This window comes from Photobacterium sp. DNB23_23_1 (assembly GCF_052873815.1).
Genome location: NZ_JBNNXT010000009.1, coordinates 124,070 through 137,082, shown reverse-complemented (window position 1 = coordinate 137,082; position 13,013 = coordinate 124,070). Strand labels below are relative to the sequence as shown.

Below are 13,013 nucleotides of genomic sequence, written 5' to 3'. Positions count from 1 at the left end.
TAGTTCTCAGAACTTCTACAGGACTGATACCTATGTAAATTGTTTTTCCTCAGGATTCAGGGAGCTTCCCTGTACTGTGGGTATAAAATATCAGAGAAAGGCATCATCATGGCAGATATTAAACAGCTATTCGCAAATAACGTAGCTTGGTCAGAAAACATTAAGGAAGAAAAGCCTGAGTTCTTCAGCCACCTTGCGGAAGCCCAACATCCCGAGTACCTCTGGATCGGCTGTGCCGACAGCCGCGTTCCCGCCGAACGCCTAACCGGATTAGACTCCGGCGAACTCTTTGTTCACCGTAACGTCGCCAACCAAGTGATCCACACCGATCTCAACTGTCTATCCGTGGTTCAGTACGCGGTTGATGTACTGAAAGTTCGCCATATCATCGTTTGTGGCCACTATGGCTGTGGCGGTGTCACTGCCGCTATCGAGAACCCACAGCTTGGCCTTATCAACAACTGGCTACTGCATATCCGCGATCTTTACATGAAGCACCGCTCTGACTTAGGCCAACTACCACGCGAGGAGTGGGACAACAAATTGTGCGAGATCAACGTTGCCAGTCAAGTTTACAACCTCGGTAATTCGACCATCATGCAACAGGCGTGGGAACGCGGCCAGCAAATCAAAATCCATGGCTGGATCTACGGTATCAACGATGGGGTACTGAGTGACCTAGGGGTCACGGCAACTAGCCGCGAATCACTGGAAGTTGCCTACCAAGCTGCAATGGCTGAGCTTCTACCTAGCAAAGGGTAAAATAAGTGGTCCTTTAAACATAAAAAAGCGACTGCCATGCAGTCGCTTTTTTCATACCCTACAAGCTCAAACGTTTAGTCTTCTTGTGGGATAACCTTGCCGATAAAAGGCAAGTGGCGGTATTTCTGTGCGTAGTCGATACCGACACCCACCACAAACTCGTCAGGGATTTCGAAACCAACCCACTTAACGTCAACGTGCACTTCACGGCGCTCCGGCTTATCGAGCAGGGTGCATATCTCAATCGAATTTGGCTCACGCAACGACAGGATCTCACGTACCTTGGTCAAGGTATTACCAGTATCGATAATATCCTCAACTAACAGTACGTCCTTGCCCTTGATATCATCATCCAGATCTTTAAGGATACGGACATCACGGTTACTTTCCATGGTATTGCCATAGCTTGATGCAGTCATGAAGTCGACTTCGTGTGGAAGTTCAATCGCACGAGCCAGATCAGCCATAAATACAAACGAGCCACGCAATAGGCCCACCATCACAAGATCTTTTGAATCTTTATAATGTTCAGTAATTTGCTTTCCCAGCTCCAATACACGTGCCTGAACGTCCTGCTCAGAAATCATTACTTCAATGGTATGTTTCATCTTTATCTCCATCAGTACGGCTCAATCAGCCGCCTGTCGGCTTGCGGTAAAAACGGAGCCTTATTCTATCACCACTAAAAAGTAATAGTTATTTTATCGCCCCTGTCAATCATATGATACATAATGAATAAAACACGATTGAATATAAATGGTTGCTACTGTAAAGTTACAAGCAGAACTAATCACAATCAAAATAATGACAATTGAGCTAGGAATCATCGACATGGATACGTTCGCGAAAAAAACAAGGACTCGTCTATCCCCAGAGAAACGCAAAGAACAGCTTCTCAACTTTGCCTTGGATGTTTTTGCAAGACGCGGCATCGGCCGAGCGGGCCATGCAGATATCGCCGACATGGCCAACGTTTCAGTTGCCACTGTTTTCAACTATTTCCCAACCCGTGAAGCCTTGGTCGAAGAGGTGTTGACCCAAGTAGAGCAACGCTTCAAAGTGATGATGGCCGACAGCTTTACCAGTGGGCAACCACTAGAAAAACAGCTCACCGAGGTTTGCTACCACCTTATTGATGAGGTAATAGATCAGCAAGACTGGATAAAAGTATGGTTCGAGTGGAGCACTTCTGTCCGCGAGGAGATCTGGCCCCATTTTGTCAGTAGCAACAAGGATCATTTCACCAAAGTTACCGAATACTTCGAACAAGCAAACCTCTCAGATGATCTTTCTGCCTGCGATCGTGCATGGCAATTCCAGGGCTTATGCTATGTCCTCTACTTGCAAGCTAATATCAACCCTGAACGAGAAGAAATGCAGGCTTTAGCAACTAGCCACATTAAAGCGCTACTCAAAAAGTAACACAAACAAGGCCAGTCATAAGACCGGCCTTGTATTTTGTACTGCCAATGAGAAAAACTAGTTGAGCTAACTTGCCGCCGCAAACACCACTGGCTCATGCGGCTCCAGAGTGACTGCAACTCTCTCGCCAATCTGCAAGATAAGGTGTGAATTGACAATCAGGCTGTGGCCTTGGAATTCGACCGTATAGCGGCAGATATCTCCCATAAACAGTTGCTCGGTAATCACCCCAGCCCCGTCGTCTGCCGGTTGTACCTTGAGGTTCTGCGGGCGAAGCAGCCACTCAGCATCACCATTGCTAGCAGGCGTGCTGTTGACGTTAATCGCGCCGAACGGCGTCGACAAGGTATTACCGCCCGCAAGTGTCACCGGCAGGTAAGAGCCGGTACCAAGAAACTCTGCCACAAAGCGACTGCTTGGACGGTAGTAAAGCTCCGTTGCGCTACCAAACTGCTCAATCACCCCGTTGTTCATGACCGCCATGCGGTCGGCAAAGGCAAACGCCTCTTCACGGCTGTGGGTAACGAAAATTGCCGTGACTCCCTGTGCCTTGAAAATACGGCGGATCTCTTTGATCAAACCGTGGCGCACTTGGGTATCGATATTGGAGAACGGTTCATCCAGCAAGATCAAATCCGGTTCGCAAGCCAATGCCCGGGCAATAGCAACACGCTGCTGCTGACCACCGGATAACTGGTGCGGATAACGGCTATCAAGTCCAGTCAAGCGAACCAGCTCTAACATCTGCTGGATCTTGGCAGCCACTTTCGCCTTACTCCAATCACGCAGGCCAAAGGCGATATTTTCCGCTACCGTCAGGTGCGGGAACAACGCATAGTCCTGGAAGATCATACCGATGTTTCGCTTCTCCGGCGGCAACCACGTATGCTCATCGGCAATAATACGGCCATTGATATGAATGACCCCGCTTTCCAATGGCAGCAGGCCGGCGATAGCCTTGAGCAGCGTTGTTTTGCCACAACCACTGGCGCCTAGCAGGCAGACAATCTCATTGTCTTTTACCGGCAATGAGAGGTTTTCCAATACCGCCTGACCATGATATTTACAGGTTAGGTCTTTAACAGATAATGCGTGACTCATCAGTGTTTCTGCTCCAAAGAACGGTTAACCATCACCAGTGGGATCAAGCCAACAATGACCAGTAGGATCGCCGGCAAGGCAGCCAGTTCAAGCTGCTCATCAGATGCGAAATTATAAACATAGGTTGCCAAGGTCTCGAAGTTAAACGGGCGTAACAATAGCGCCGCATTAAGTTCTTTCATCGACTCAATGAACACCAACAACCCCGCAATCAGGCAACCACGACGGATCAACGGCAAATGAACCCGGCGCAGCATCGCCATTGAGGCATACCCCATGGTCTTGGAGGCCATATCGAGAGAAGGCGGGATCTTGGCCAGACTGCTTTCAATACTACCAACAGCCACAGCAGCAAAGCGCACCACAAAAGCAAAGACAATGGCAAACATGGTGCCGGAAAAAATCAGCCCTGGGCGACCAAGTCCATTGGCAATAGTAAAATCATTGAGAAGATGATCAGCGCTGGTCAACGGGATCATCACCCCAATAGCCAGCACCGTACCCGGTACTGCATAGCCCAGTGAGGAAATACGGGTCGGCACAACAGTAATACCTCGACCATCCAGACGGCGATAAAAGTTTACAATTAGCGCCAGGGCTACGGCCAGAACAGCGACAATAAGAGACACTTTCAAGCTATTGATACTGTACTGCTGGAACTGGCTAGTCCAGCTGTCACCAAAGTAATGCCAAGCATAGTAACTCAGCTGCATCAGCGGCATTAGGAAGGCAAAACCAATCAAGCCCCAACACCAGCTCAGCGCCGCCCACTTTTTCCAGCCAGAAAGGGTATAGCGAATATCATCGCCATGTTCGAATTCCTGCTGGAACATTTTCTGCTTACGGCGGCTGAAACGCTCCGCGCTGATCAAAACAAAAATCACCAGCAGCATAATCGCCGAGATTTTTGCCGCAGCATTGAGGTTCGAGTAGCCAAGCCACGTATCATAAACCGCCGTAGTCAGGGTGTTGACAGCGAAATAGCTAACGGTACCGAAATCCCCCAGCGTTTCCATTGCAACCAGCGACAAACCAACCGCTATCGATGGGCGTGCCAACGGCAAAGAGATGCGGCGGAAACTGTCCCACGGACTACATTTAAGCAGGCGAGCCGATTGCAGCAAGCTAGTACTTTGCTCCATGAAGGCAGCACGGGCCAGCAAGTAAATATAAGGATAGAGCACCAGTGCCAATACCAAGCATGCGCCACCGAGCGAGCGGATATTCGGGAACCAGTAATCATGAATGGTTTGCCAGCCAAAGATATCGCGCAGCAAGATCTGAACAGGGCCGGCAAAATCGAACCAGTCGGTGTAGATATAACCGATGATATACCCCGGCATGGCGAGCGGCAGTACCAATGACCACTGCAGCACCTTCTCACCAGGGAGTCGGCACATCGCCATGATCCAGGCTGACGGTAAACCGAATAGCAGTGCCAATAACATCGTACCTGTGACCAACAAGAAAGTATTGGCGGCATAGGTCGGCATCACAGTTCCCATCAAGTGGGAAAAGACGTCATCAGTCTCACCGAGGGCGGTGTAAAAAATGGCCAGAATAGGCAAAACCAGCAGCAGGGAAAAGCCCCAGCCGCTGGTTCGCCAAAAGAGATATTTTTCTTTCATTGCTTACTACTTAAGTACCTTTTGCAATCAAGATGTGGCACCGAATAATACGACCTTCAGTAAGCCTTCCCGACACAGGGGGAAAACCTTGCTACAGGAAGGGAAAAACTACCACAACTTATTGGAAAAAGTACTTAGCCTTATGCAATAAATGGGGCATTACGCCCCACTTTTTGTAACCAATTACAGATCAAACTTCACTTCGTCTAGCAGTTTGATTGCTGTGCTGTGGTACTCCGCAACTTTGTCTAGTGAGACATCATCAGCGTTGAAGTCACCCCAAGATGCCACCAGCTCCGAACGGTTTACGCCTTCTTTCACCGGGTATTCATAGTTGACTTCCGCGTACATCTGCTGTGCTTTGTCACCAGTCAGGAATTCCATCAGTTTCTGGGCATTTTCCTGGTTAGGCGCGTATTTCGCCATGGCCATGCCGCTTACGTTTACGTGGGTCCCATTGCTTTTCTGGCCAGGGAAGTTGATGTATACCGCTTCAGCCCAAGACTTCTGCTTCTCGTCGTTAACCATCTTACCCAGGTAGTAGCTGTTACCGACCGCCAGATCACACAGACCCTCTTTCACCGCTTTAACTTGTGCACGGTCATTACCCTGTGGCTTACGAGCTAGGTTTGCTTTAAAGCCTTCTAGCCACGCTTTGGTTTCTGCTTCACCGTAGTGAGCAACCATCGAAGAAACTAAAGAAATGTTGTACGGGTGCTTACCTGAACGAGTACAGATTTTGCCTTTCCACTCAGGGTTGGCAAGGTCGGTATAATCAAAGTCCGCAGGCAGGCGGCCAACACGATCACGCGATGAGTACACGTTACGGGTACGTAGCGTCAGGGCAAACCACTCGTCTTCGTTGTCGCGGAAGTGTGCAGGGACATTGGCATCAATCACTTTGCTGTCAACAGCTTGTACAAGCTCTTTGTCAGAAAGCTCTACCAGGCGGCTAATGTCTGTTGTCAAAACCACATCGGCAGGACTGTACTGGCCTTCTTGCTGTAGCTTTTCCGCCAAACCTTCTTTTGCAAACTTCACGTTTACTTTAATACCGGTTTCAGCCGTAAACTCTTTGAACATAGGCTCGACCAAGAATGGCTGGCGGTAAGAGTAAACATTGACTTCTTCCGCTGCGATAGCCGCTTGTGGAGCCGCTAAGCCCAATAGAATTGCCGATGCCAACAGCTTTTTCATTGTGATCCTTCCCTTAAAGTAAACGCAAAATGTAATGATAATACTTCTCAATGAGGTGTAATTATAATGTAGCCTACTTTTAAAGCAATGGCTTGTGACATTAACAAACAAAAAAACGCTGCCAATTGACAGCGTTTTCTTAAAGTTGTGAACTAAATATATGTTACTTATTTCACACTGACAAACTCTGGGTAAGCATCGATACCACAATCGTGAAGATCCATACCCGCCAGCTCTTCTTCTTCGGTCACTCGGATACCAACGGTGTACTTCAGTACTGCCCATACCGCCAAGCTTGCAGCAAATACCCAGCCAAAGATAACTGCAGCCCCTAGCAGCTGTGCACCAAATGTCGCATCAGCGTTGCTGAAAGGTACAACCATCAAACCAAGGAAGCCACACACACCGTGAACCGAGATAGCACCAACTGGATCATCAATCTTGATCTTGTCCAAGCCAATAATGCTAAACACCACTAGCGCACCTGCGACCACACCGATAATAACTGAAGCCATTGGTGATGGAGATAGTGGGTCGGCGGTAATCGCGACCAGACCAGCCAGTGCACCGTTGAGGATCATGGTCAAGTCAGCCTTACCCCATGTAGTCTTACACACAGCCAGTGCAGCAATTGCGCCAGCGGCAGCGGCAGCGTTGGTGTTCAGGAAGATCTGGCCAACAGCCGTAGCATTTTCAAAGTCAGACACCATCAACTGCGAACCACCGTTGAAGCCGAACCAGCCCAGCCACAGAATGAAGGTACCCAGAGTAGCCAACGGCATGTTTGAGCCCGGGATTGGGTGAATAGAGCCGTTTTTGCCATATTTACCCTTACGAGCACCCAGTAGCAAGACACCCGACAAAGCTGCTGCTGCACCGGCCATGTGGACGATACCTGAGCCAGCAAAGTCGCTGAAGCCCGCTTCAGCCAGGAAGCCGCCGCCCCAGGTCCAGTAACCTTCTAGCGGATAGATGAAGCCTGTCAAAATGACTGAGAAAATGAGGAATGACCACAGCTTCATACGCTCGGCAACTGCGCCGGAAACAACAGACATCGCCGTTGCCACAAATACCACCTGGAAGAAGAAATCAGATTCCAGTGAGTGATCAGCCCCTTCAGCCTGTGTACCAATCAGGGCACCAATGGAAGGGATCCAACCCCCTTCGCCGTTATCAACGTACATAATGTTGTAACCGACAATCAGGTACATAGTACAAGCGATGGCATACAAGCAGAAGTTTTTGGTTAAAATTTCAGTGGTGTTCTTAGAGCGCACCAAACCTGCTTCCAGCATGGCAAAGCCCGCGGCCATCCACATGACCAGCGCACCAGAAATCAAGAAGTAAAAAGTGTCGAGTGCATAACGCAGCTCACTTACAGTTGTTGCTAGTTCCATAATCTTCGTCCCCTACGCTTAATTCTTATAAAGCTTCTAAATCCGTTTCACCGGTACGAATACGTACTGCATGGTCTAGGTCGTAAACAAAAATCTTTCCATCACCAATCTTGCCGGTCTGGGCTGCCTTTGAAATGGCATCGATAATAGCCTCTAGATTTTCTGCCTGAGTCGCAATTTCCAGCTTAACTTTTGGTAGGAAGTCCACTTGGTACTCTGCCCCACGGTACAACTCGGTGTGGCCTTTCTGGCGACCGAATCCCTTCACCTCGGAAACCGTCATTCCCTCAACCCCAACATCCGCTAGCGCTTCACGTACATCGTCCAACTTAAATGGTTTGATTATTGCGTTGATCACTTTCATTGCCTGCTCCTCAAAACGGAATTCCTTCTCAATCACAGTTCAATAATAAACAAGCAACGTGCCAACTTTTTTAATTCTTTATTTTCAACGGCTTATATAATGGTGTGACTTTGATACAAAAAAGGCCGCACCGTAATAGTGCAGCCTTTTCACCGAAATGAAGCAATAAGCTCCTCAACCAAGCTGGTTGACTCAAAAACGGGTAACGAATCCGCGCCATGCCGTCAAAACCTGTGCAAAGTCCTCAAAACCGCATACCGCCACAGCCTCTTCATCATAAAAGTCCATGTTGTCTTCCAGCTCCGCATCATCTTCTGAAAACAAGTAATTAGCTTGAACCACAGCTTCATTGTCCTGCAAAGTCAGGGTTAACTCGTCGCCAATAATGCGCCATTCCTGAGTGCTGTTTTTCAGTGCACCAAGCTGGGACATCACGGTGTCCATCTTGTCAAAGTCCTTGCCGATCTCTTCCAACAGCCAGCGCCCAAGAGCTTCATGCCCCATAGAGAAAACCGCATGATAGCTACCGTCCAGGGTATTCTTTTTAAAATCGTAATCCATAGCTATCCTCTGTGTGATGTCAGTGATCTAAAGTGCAATGATGGTAAACTCGACTGAAGCAGGGTAATGAACCCGCCTCTTCGCGCAAGAGCGCACATTTTCAGGATCTGACACAAAAATGCAACTCAATGCGACCATTGCCCGACAAATCGTCGAGCGGACGATGAAAATCATCCATTATTCGGTCAATGTGATGGACGAATATGGCCGGATCATTGGCTCTGGCGATCCCAGTCGCCTCAACCAGCGCCATGAAGGCGCTGTACTCGCTATCACTGACAACCGGGTAGTCGAAATTGATCCCGGTACCGCACTGCAACTCAAAGGGGTAAAGCCCGGTATTAACCTGCCTATCGTCTTCCGCGACCAAATTATAGGTGTGGTAGGGGTTTCCGGCACGCCAGATCAAGTGCGTAACTATGGCGAACTGGTCAAAATGACTGCCGAGCTGATCGTCGAACAAGAAGCCTTGATGTCTCAGGTGCAGTGGAACAAACGTCACCGCGAAGAGTTGGTATTGCAGCTGATCAAAGGCACCGAGCTCAATGATACCCAACTGCTCTCCATTGCCCAGAAGCTCGATCTGGATCTGGCCCAACCACGCATAGCCGCCTTGGTCAAGGTACTCCCTGCAGAAGGCGAGTCACTATCACTCGAACACCTGCAAAAAATGGTGCACCTACTCGAATACCCTGAGCGCGACAACCTGGTCGGAATCCATTCGGTGTCGCTCAATGAGATAGTGGTGCTAAAACCCATCACCCTAGAAGATGCGGGATGGTCACGGGATATCGAGGAAAAACGGATCAACAAGCTGATGCGCCGGGTTGCCAAGGAAAGCCACTTCTCAATCCAGATCGCCCTTGGTGACTACTTTCCCGGTCTACCGGGGTTATCACGCTCGTTCCAAACGGCCCAGGCAACCCTCAAGGCCGGTAAAAACGGCGGGGATGTCTTGTTCTACCAAGATCACCTGCTGCCTGTACTCCTCAGCGGGCTCAAAGACGACCCTTGGCGCTACGAGCAATTGGTCAAACCACTCGACGATCTCAAGGCTAATGATCCTAAAGGGACCCTGCTCAAGACCCTTAAGGTATTTTTTGCTCAGAATTGTGATTTAGCTCAAACATGCGAAATGCTCCATATTCACCGCAATACCCTGCGTTACCGGATTGATCGTATCGAGAAGATAACAAAGATAAATTTCAATAGCTTACCTGACAAAACCCGGTTGTATCTCGCCCTTTCATGCTAGTTTAAAAAACCACCAAACTGTGCAGCTGCACAAAAAATCAAACCTGAGGTGATGATTTTTCGTCATCTCGCCTAAAGCCAAAAGCCGCTTGCCCGAGTACATTCCACCGCAGTTAGGAATTTTCTTTTTTTCTTTTTTAATTTTGACGTGGAATAGAACATGGTAGAAGTATCAACACTGGGTGCTCTGGCAGCACTGGTAGTGGCCATTAGCCTGATCCTGAAAAAAGTCCCACCCGCCTACGGCATGATCATCGGTGCCCTCGTCGGTGGTATTATCGGTGGCGTATCGCTGACCGATACCGTTAACCTGATGATCGGCGGTGCCCAGGGCATTGTTACCGCAGTACTGCGAATCTTAGCTGCCGGTGTCCTTGCCGGTGTGTTAATTGAGTCTGGTGCAGCGACTTCTATCGCTGAAACCATCGTCAAGAAAGTCGGCGAGACCCGTGCCCTGCTGGCACTGGCCGTCGCTACGATGATCCTTACTGCAGTCGGCGTATTCGTTGACGTCGCGGTTATCACTGTGGCCCCAATCGCACTGGCGATTGCACGCCGTGCCGATCTGTCGAAAATGGCTATCTTGCTGGCCATGGTCGGTGGCGGTAAAGCCGGTAACATCATGTCACCCAACCCCAATGCGATTGCCGCGGCCGATGCCTTCAATGTCCCGCTAACGTCAGTAATGGCAGCTGGCGTGATCCCTGGCCTGTGCGGTATGGCGTTCGCTTACTTCATTGCAAAAAAACTGGTTAACCGTGGCAGCAAAGTCGCCGAGCACGAAGTTGTCGCCGTCGACCATAGTCGCCTACCGAAATTCGGAGCAGCCATTGTCGCGCCACTTATCGCAATCGCCCTATTGGCGCTGCGCCCTATTGCCGGGATCAATGTTGACCCACTGATCGCCCTGCCGCTAGGTGGCTTGGCCGGTGCAGTGATCATGGGCCGCTTCCGTGATACCAACCACTTTGCCGTGTCCGGCCTGACCCGTATGGCACCGGTTGCCGTTATGCTTCTGGGTACCGGTACTCTGGCAGGCATCATTGCCAACTCTGGCCTGAAAGACGGTCTGATTGATCTACTCACAGCCTCTGGGCTGCCGTCTTATCTGCTCGCACCTATTTCAGGCTCGATGATGGCACTGGCAACGGCTTCCACTACTGCCGGTACGGCGGTTGCCTCTAGCGTATTTAGCCACACCATCCTTGAGCTGGGCGTACCTGCGCTGGCTGGTGCCGCGATGATCCACGCTGGCGCCACTGTTATGGATCACATGCCACACGGCAGCTTCTTCCATGCCACAGGTGGCGCCGTTCATATGGATATCAAAGAGCGCCTCAAGCTGATCCCTTACGAGTCAGCTGTCGGCCTGATGATTGCCGTCGTCTCTACCCTCATCTTCGGTGTTTTCGGTTTCTTCGTTTAAGGATTTATCGCCATGAAAATTATTATTGCCCCAGATTCATACAAAGAAAGTTTGACGGCCATGGAAGTGGCAACGGCTATCGAAGCGGGTTTCCGCCAAGTCCTACCGGAAGCCGAATACCACAAATTACCAATGGCTGACGGTGGCGAAGGCACTGTTCAATCTCTGGTTGATGCCACTAACGGCTCTATCATCGAGCAATCTGTAACTGGCCCGCTGGGCGAGCTGGTAGACGGTTTCTATGGTGTGATGGGCAATGGTCGCACAGCAATCATCGAAATGGCAGCAGCCTCAGGCCTGCACCTGGTCGCGCCAGAGCTGCGCAATCCGCTGAAAACCACCACTTTCGGGACCGGTGAGCTGATCAAAGCGGCGCTGGACAACGGCGTCGAGCACATCATCGTTGGTATCGGCGGCAGTGCCACCAACGACGGCGGTATCGGTATGGCACAAGCGCTGGGTATCCGTCTGCTGGACGAAAACAATGAAGAGATAGGTTTTGGCGGCGCTGAGCTGGCCCGTATTGCCACCATCGACAAAACCAACCTTGACCCTCGCCTAGCGACCGTAAAGCTGGAAGTCGCCTGTGATGTCGACAACCCACTATGCGGCCCGAAAGGCGCATCGCATATCTTCGGCCCACAAAAAGGTGCAACACCACAAATGGTCGAGCAGCTTGATGCGAACCTGGCCCACTACGCTGGTATCATCAAATCCCAGCTAAGCCGTGATGTAAAAGACATGGCCGGTGCCGGTGCTGCAGGTGGTCTTGGTGCCGCCTTGCTTGGCCTGTTGGATGCGAGCCTGCGTCCAGGTATCGACATTGTGATGGATGCGGTAAACCTACTGGATGTGTGCGCGGATGCTGATTTGGTGATCACCGGTGAAGGCCGCATCGACAGCCAGACGGTCCATGGCAAAACGCCAATCGGTGTTGCCCGTACCGCCAAGCGCTTCCATATCCCAGTGATCGGTATCGCTGGTTGTCTGGCCGACGATTGCGACGCGGTCTACGACCACGGTATCGATGCGGTATTCAGTGTTACGCCGCGCGCGATGGATCTTCAAACCGCCATGGATGAAGCGGCATTCAACGTCGAGATGACCGCTCGCAACGTTGCCGCCATGCTGACTGTAAGCAAACGCTAGTCCAATCAGAGTAGCAAACGAATATCAAAGGCCGGTACATCTGTATCGGCTTTTCTGTTTGTGCCTGCTTCCCGTACCAGATGGACGAGCCTTGTCGACTTTACGGGAGTTATATCTCCTCTAGCCTATCGCCCATCGCCACGTGCCTAACCCAAAGGTGTTAGCTTCCTCACAGAACCACACATTGATCCGTGTCATTCAGATTAGGGTCATCTCCCTCGTAGTCTAATAGGACAAGCTACTCTTTTTCTCATGAAGGATCCTGTCATGGACAAACTACTTGCTCTCCTATCCGGTCGAAACGGATCTCACCGTATCGAAGACCTGCTACTGCTGTTGCTCCGTTTGGCCATCGGCGGGGCGATGCTGACCCACGGCGTTGGCAAATTAATGAACTTCAGTGAGCTAGCCCCTACTTTTATCGACCCGTTCGGCATTGGCTCTGCCCCAAGCCTGGTGTTGGCAATGCTAGCCGAAGTGCTTGGTTCTATTGCACTGATGCTGGGTATACTCACCCGTATCAGCGCTTTGGTATTGCTATTTACTATGGGGACGGCAGCCTATGCGGTAGGTATGCTAAAAGGCTGGGCGGATGCAGAGCTAGCCTTTATCTATTCACTGGTTTACCTCACCCTGATGATACAAGGCGGTGGCCGTATCGGTCTTGAGCACTTGTGGCTCAGCAAGCGCCGTAAAGCCAAGGCATTGGCGAAAGAGAAAACGGCTTAAACCTTTATTCTTGATACCATAAA

General features: G+C 50.3%; 13 protein-coding genes. 6 read left to right on the top strand and 7 right to left on the bottom strand.

The features are described 5' to 3' along the window. Positions 1-108: 108 nt before the first annotated feature. Positions 109-762: a carbonate dehydratase gene (can, locus tag ACVA53_RS08440; protein WP_255040836.1), complete on the top strand. Its 654-nt coding sequence runs from the start codon at positions 109-111 to the stop codon at positions 760-762. 74 nt (positions 763-836) lie between these two features. On the opposite strand, the gene hpt is transcribed toward can, so the two are convergent. Continuing rightward, positions 837-1,370 (bottom strand): hypoxanthine phosphoribosyltransferase, encoded by a 534-nt coding sequence (hpt, locus tag ACVA53_RS08435; RefSeq protein ID WP_255040835.1) that lies wholly within the window; start codon positions 1,368-1,370, stop codon positions 837-839. Positions 1,371-1,593: 223 nt separating this feature from the next. On the opposite strand from hpt, the gene ACVA53_RS08430 reads away from it, so the two are divergent. Next, complete coding sequence (locus ACVA53_RS08430) at positions 1,594-2,184, top strand: TetR/AcrR family transcriptional regulator (RefSeq protein WP_255040834.1); 591 nt, start codon at positions 1,594-1,596, stop codon at positions 2,182-2,184. Between the two features lie 66 nt (positions 2,185-2,250). Here the strand turns inward: ACVA53_RS08430 and ACVA53_RS08425 are convergent, their stop codons facing one another. The 6 genes from ACVA53_RS08425 to ACVA53_RS08400 form a co-directional block, all read right to left on the bottom strand. After that, complete coding sequence (locus ACVA53_RS08425) at positions 2,251-3,285, bottom strand: ABC transporter ATP-binding protein (RefSeq protein WP_255040833.1); 1,035 nt, start codon at positions 3,283-3,285, stop codon at positions 2,251-2,253. Further along, the gene (locus ACVA53_RS08420; RefSeq protein ID WP_446504883.1) at positions 3,285-4,913 is read right to left on the bottom strand and encodes an ABC transporter permease; all 1,629 of its coding nucleotides are present in this window, start codon (positions 4,911-4,913) and stop codon (positions 3,285-3,287) included. Before ACVA53_RS08420 ends, ACVA53_RS08425 begins: the two co-directional genes overlap by 1 nt. 183 nt (positions 4,914-5,096) lie before the next feature. After that, the gene (locus ACVA53_RS08415) at positions 5,097-6,110 is read right to left on the bottom strand and encodes a Fe(3+) ABC transporter substrate-binding protein (RefSeq protein WP_255040831.1); all 1,014 of its coding nucleotides are present in this window, start codon (positions 6,108-6,110) and stop codon (positions 5,097-5,099) included. A gap of 167 nt (positions 6,111-6,277) precedes the next feature. Then, positions 6,278-7,507 (bottom strand): ammonium transporter, encoded by a 1,230-nt coding sequence (locus ACVA53_RS08410; protein WP_255040830.1) that lies wholly within the window; start codon positions 7,505-7,507, stop codon positions 6,278-6,280. Positions 7,508-7,532: 25 nt separating this feature from the next. Beyond that, positions 7,533-7,871 carry a P-II family nitrogen regulator gene (locus tag ACVA53_RS08405; RefSeq protein ID WP_255040829.1) on the bottom strand — a complete coding sequence of 113 codons (339 nt, stop codon included), beginning with the start codon at positions 7,869-7,871 and terminating at the stop codon, positions 7,533-7,535. A 192-nt stretch (positions 7,872-8,063) separates the two neighbouring features. Continuing rightward, positions 8,064-8,432 carry a YacL family protein gene (locus ACVA53_RS08400; protein WP_255040828.1) on the bottom strand — a complete coding sequence of 123 codons (369 nt, stop codon included), beginning with the start codon at positions 8,430-8,432 and terminating at the stop codon, positions 8,064-8,066. 118 nt (positions 8,433-8,550) lie between these two features. On the opposite strand from ACVA53_RS08400, the gene ACVA53_RS08395 reads away from it, so the two are divergent. The 4 genes from ACVA53_RS08395 to ACVA53_RS08380 all read left to right on the top strand — a co-directional run bounded on the left by ACVA53_RS08395 (position 8,551) and on the right by ACVA53_RS08380 (position 12,990). After that, positions 8,551-9,687, top strand: coding sequence for a sugar diacid recognition domain-containing protein (locus ACVA53_RS08395; protein WP_446504882.1), 1,137 nt, complete (start codon positions 8,551-8,553; stop codon positions 9,685-9,687). Between the two features lie 159 nt (positions 9,688-9,846). Continuing rightward, positions 9,847-11,112: a GntP family permease gene (locus tag ACVA53_RS08390; protein WP_255040826.1), complete on the top strand. Its 1,266-nt coding sequence runs from the start codon at positions 9,847-9,849 to the stop codon at positions 11,110-11,112. 12 nt (positions 11,113-11,124) lie between these two features. Next, complete coding sequence (locus tag ACVA53_RS08385) at positions 11,125-12,261, top strand: glycerate kinase (protein ID WP_446504881.1); 1,137 nt, start codon at positions 11,125-11,127, stop codon at positions 12,259-12,261. A 267-nt stretch (positions 12,262-12,528) separates the two neighbouring features. After that, positions 12,529-12,990: a DoxX family protein gene (locus ACVA53_RS08380; RefSeq protein ID WP_446504880.1), complete on the top strand. Its 462-nt coding sequence runs from the start codon at positions 12,529-12,531 to the stop codon at positions 12,988-12,990. The last annotated feature ends 23 nt before the right edge of the window (positions 12,991-13,013 follow it).

Excerpts from the sequence above, each read along its gene's own strand:
- ACVA53_RS08385 (WP_446504881.1), top strand. The coding sequence starts at position 11,125 with ATGAAAATTATTATTGCCCCAGATTCATACAAAGAAAGTTTGACGGCC.
- ACVA53_RS08420 (WP_446504883.1), bottom strand. The coding sequence starts at position 4,913 with ATGAAAGAAAAATATCTCTTTTGGCGAACCAGCGGCTGGGGCTTTTCC.
- ACVA53_RS08415 (WP_255040831.1), bottom strand. The coding sequence starts at position 6,110 with ATGAAAAAGCTGTTGGCATCGGCAATTCTATTGGGCTTAGCGGCTCCA.
- ACVA53_RS08405 (WP_255040829.1), bottom strand. The coding sequence starts at position 7,871 with ATGAAAGTGATCAACGCAATAATCAAACCATTTAAGTTGGACGATGTA.
- ACVA53_RS08395 (WP_446504882.1), top strand. The coding sequence starts at position 8,551 with ATGCAACTCAATGCGACCATTGCCCGACAAATCGTCGAGCGGACGATG.
- ACVA53_RS08380 (WP_446504880.1), top strand. The coding sequence starts at position 12,529 with ATGGACAAACTACTTGCTCTCCTATCCGGTCGAAACGGATCTCACCGT.
- can (WP_255040836.1), top strand. The coding sequence starts at position 109 with ATGGCAGATATTAAACAGCTATTCGCAAATAACGTAGCTTGGTCAGAA.
- ACVA53_RS08430 (WP_255040834.1), top strand. The coding sequence starts at position 1,594 with ATGGATACGTTCGCGAAAAAAACAAGGACTCGTCTATCCCCAGAGAAA.
- ACVA53_RS08390 (WP_255040826.1), top strand. The coding sequence starts at position 9,847 with ATGGTAGAAGTATCAACACTGGGTGCTCTGGCAGCACTGGTAGTGGCC.
- ACVA53_RS08400 (WP_255040828.1), bottom strand. The coding sequence starts at position 8,432 with ATGGATTACGATTTTAAAAAGAATACCCTGGACGGTAGCTATCATGCG.
- ACVA53_RS08410 (WP_255040830.1), bottom strand. The coding sequence starts at position 7,507 with ATGGAACTAGCAACAACTGTAAGTGAGCTGCGTTATGCACTCGACACT.
- ACVA53_RS08425 (WP_255040833.1), bottom strand. The coding sequence starts at position 3,285 with ATGAGTCACGCATTATCTGTTAAAGACCTAACCTGTAAATATCATGGT.
- hpt (WP_255040835.1), bottom strand. The coding sequence starts at position 1,370 with ATGAAACATACCATTGAAGTAATGATTTCTGAGCAGGACGTTCAGGCA.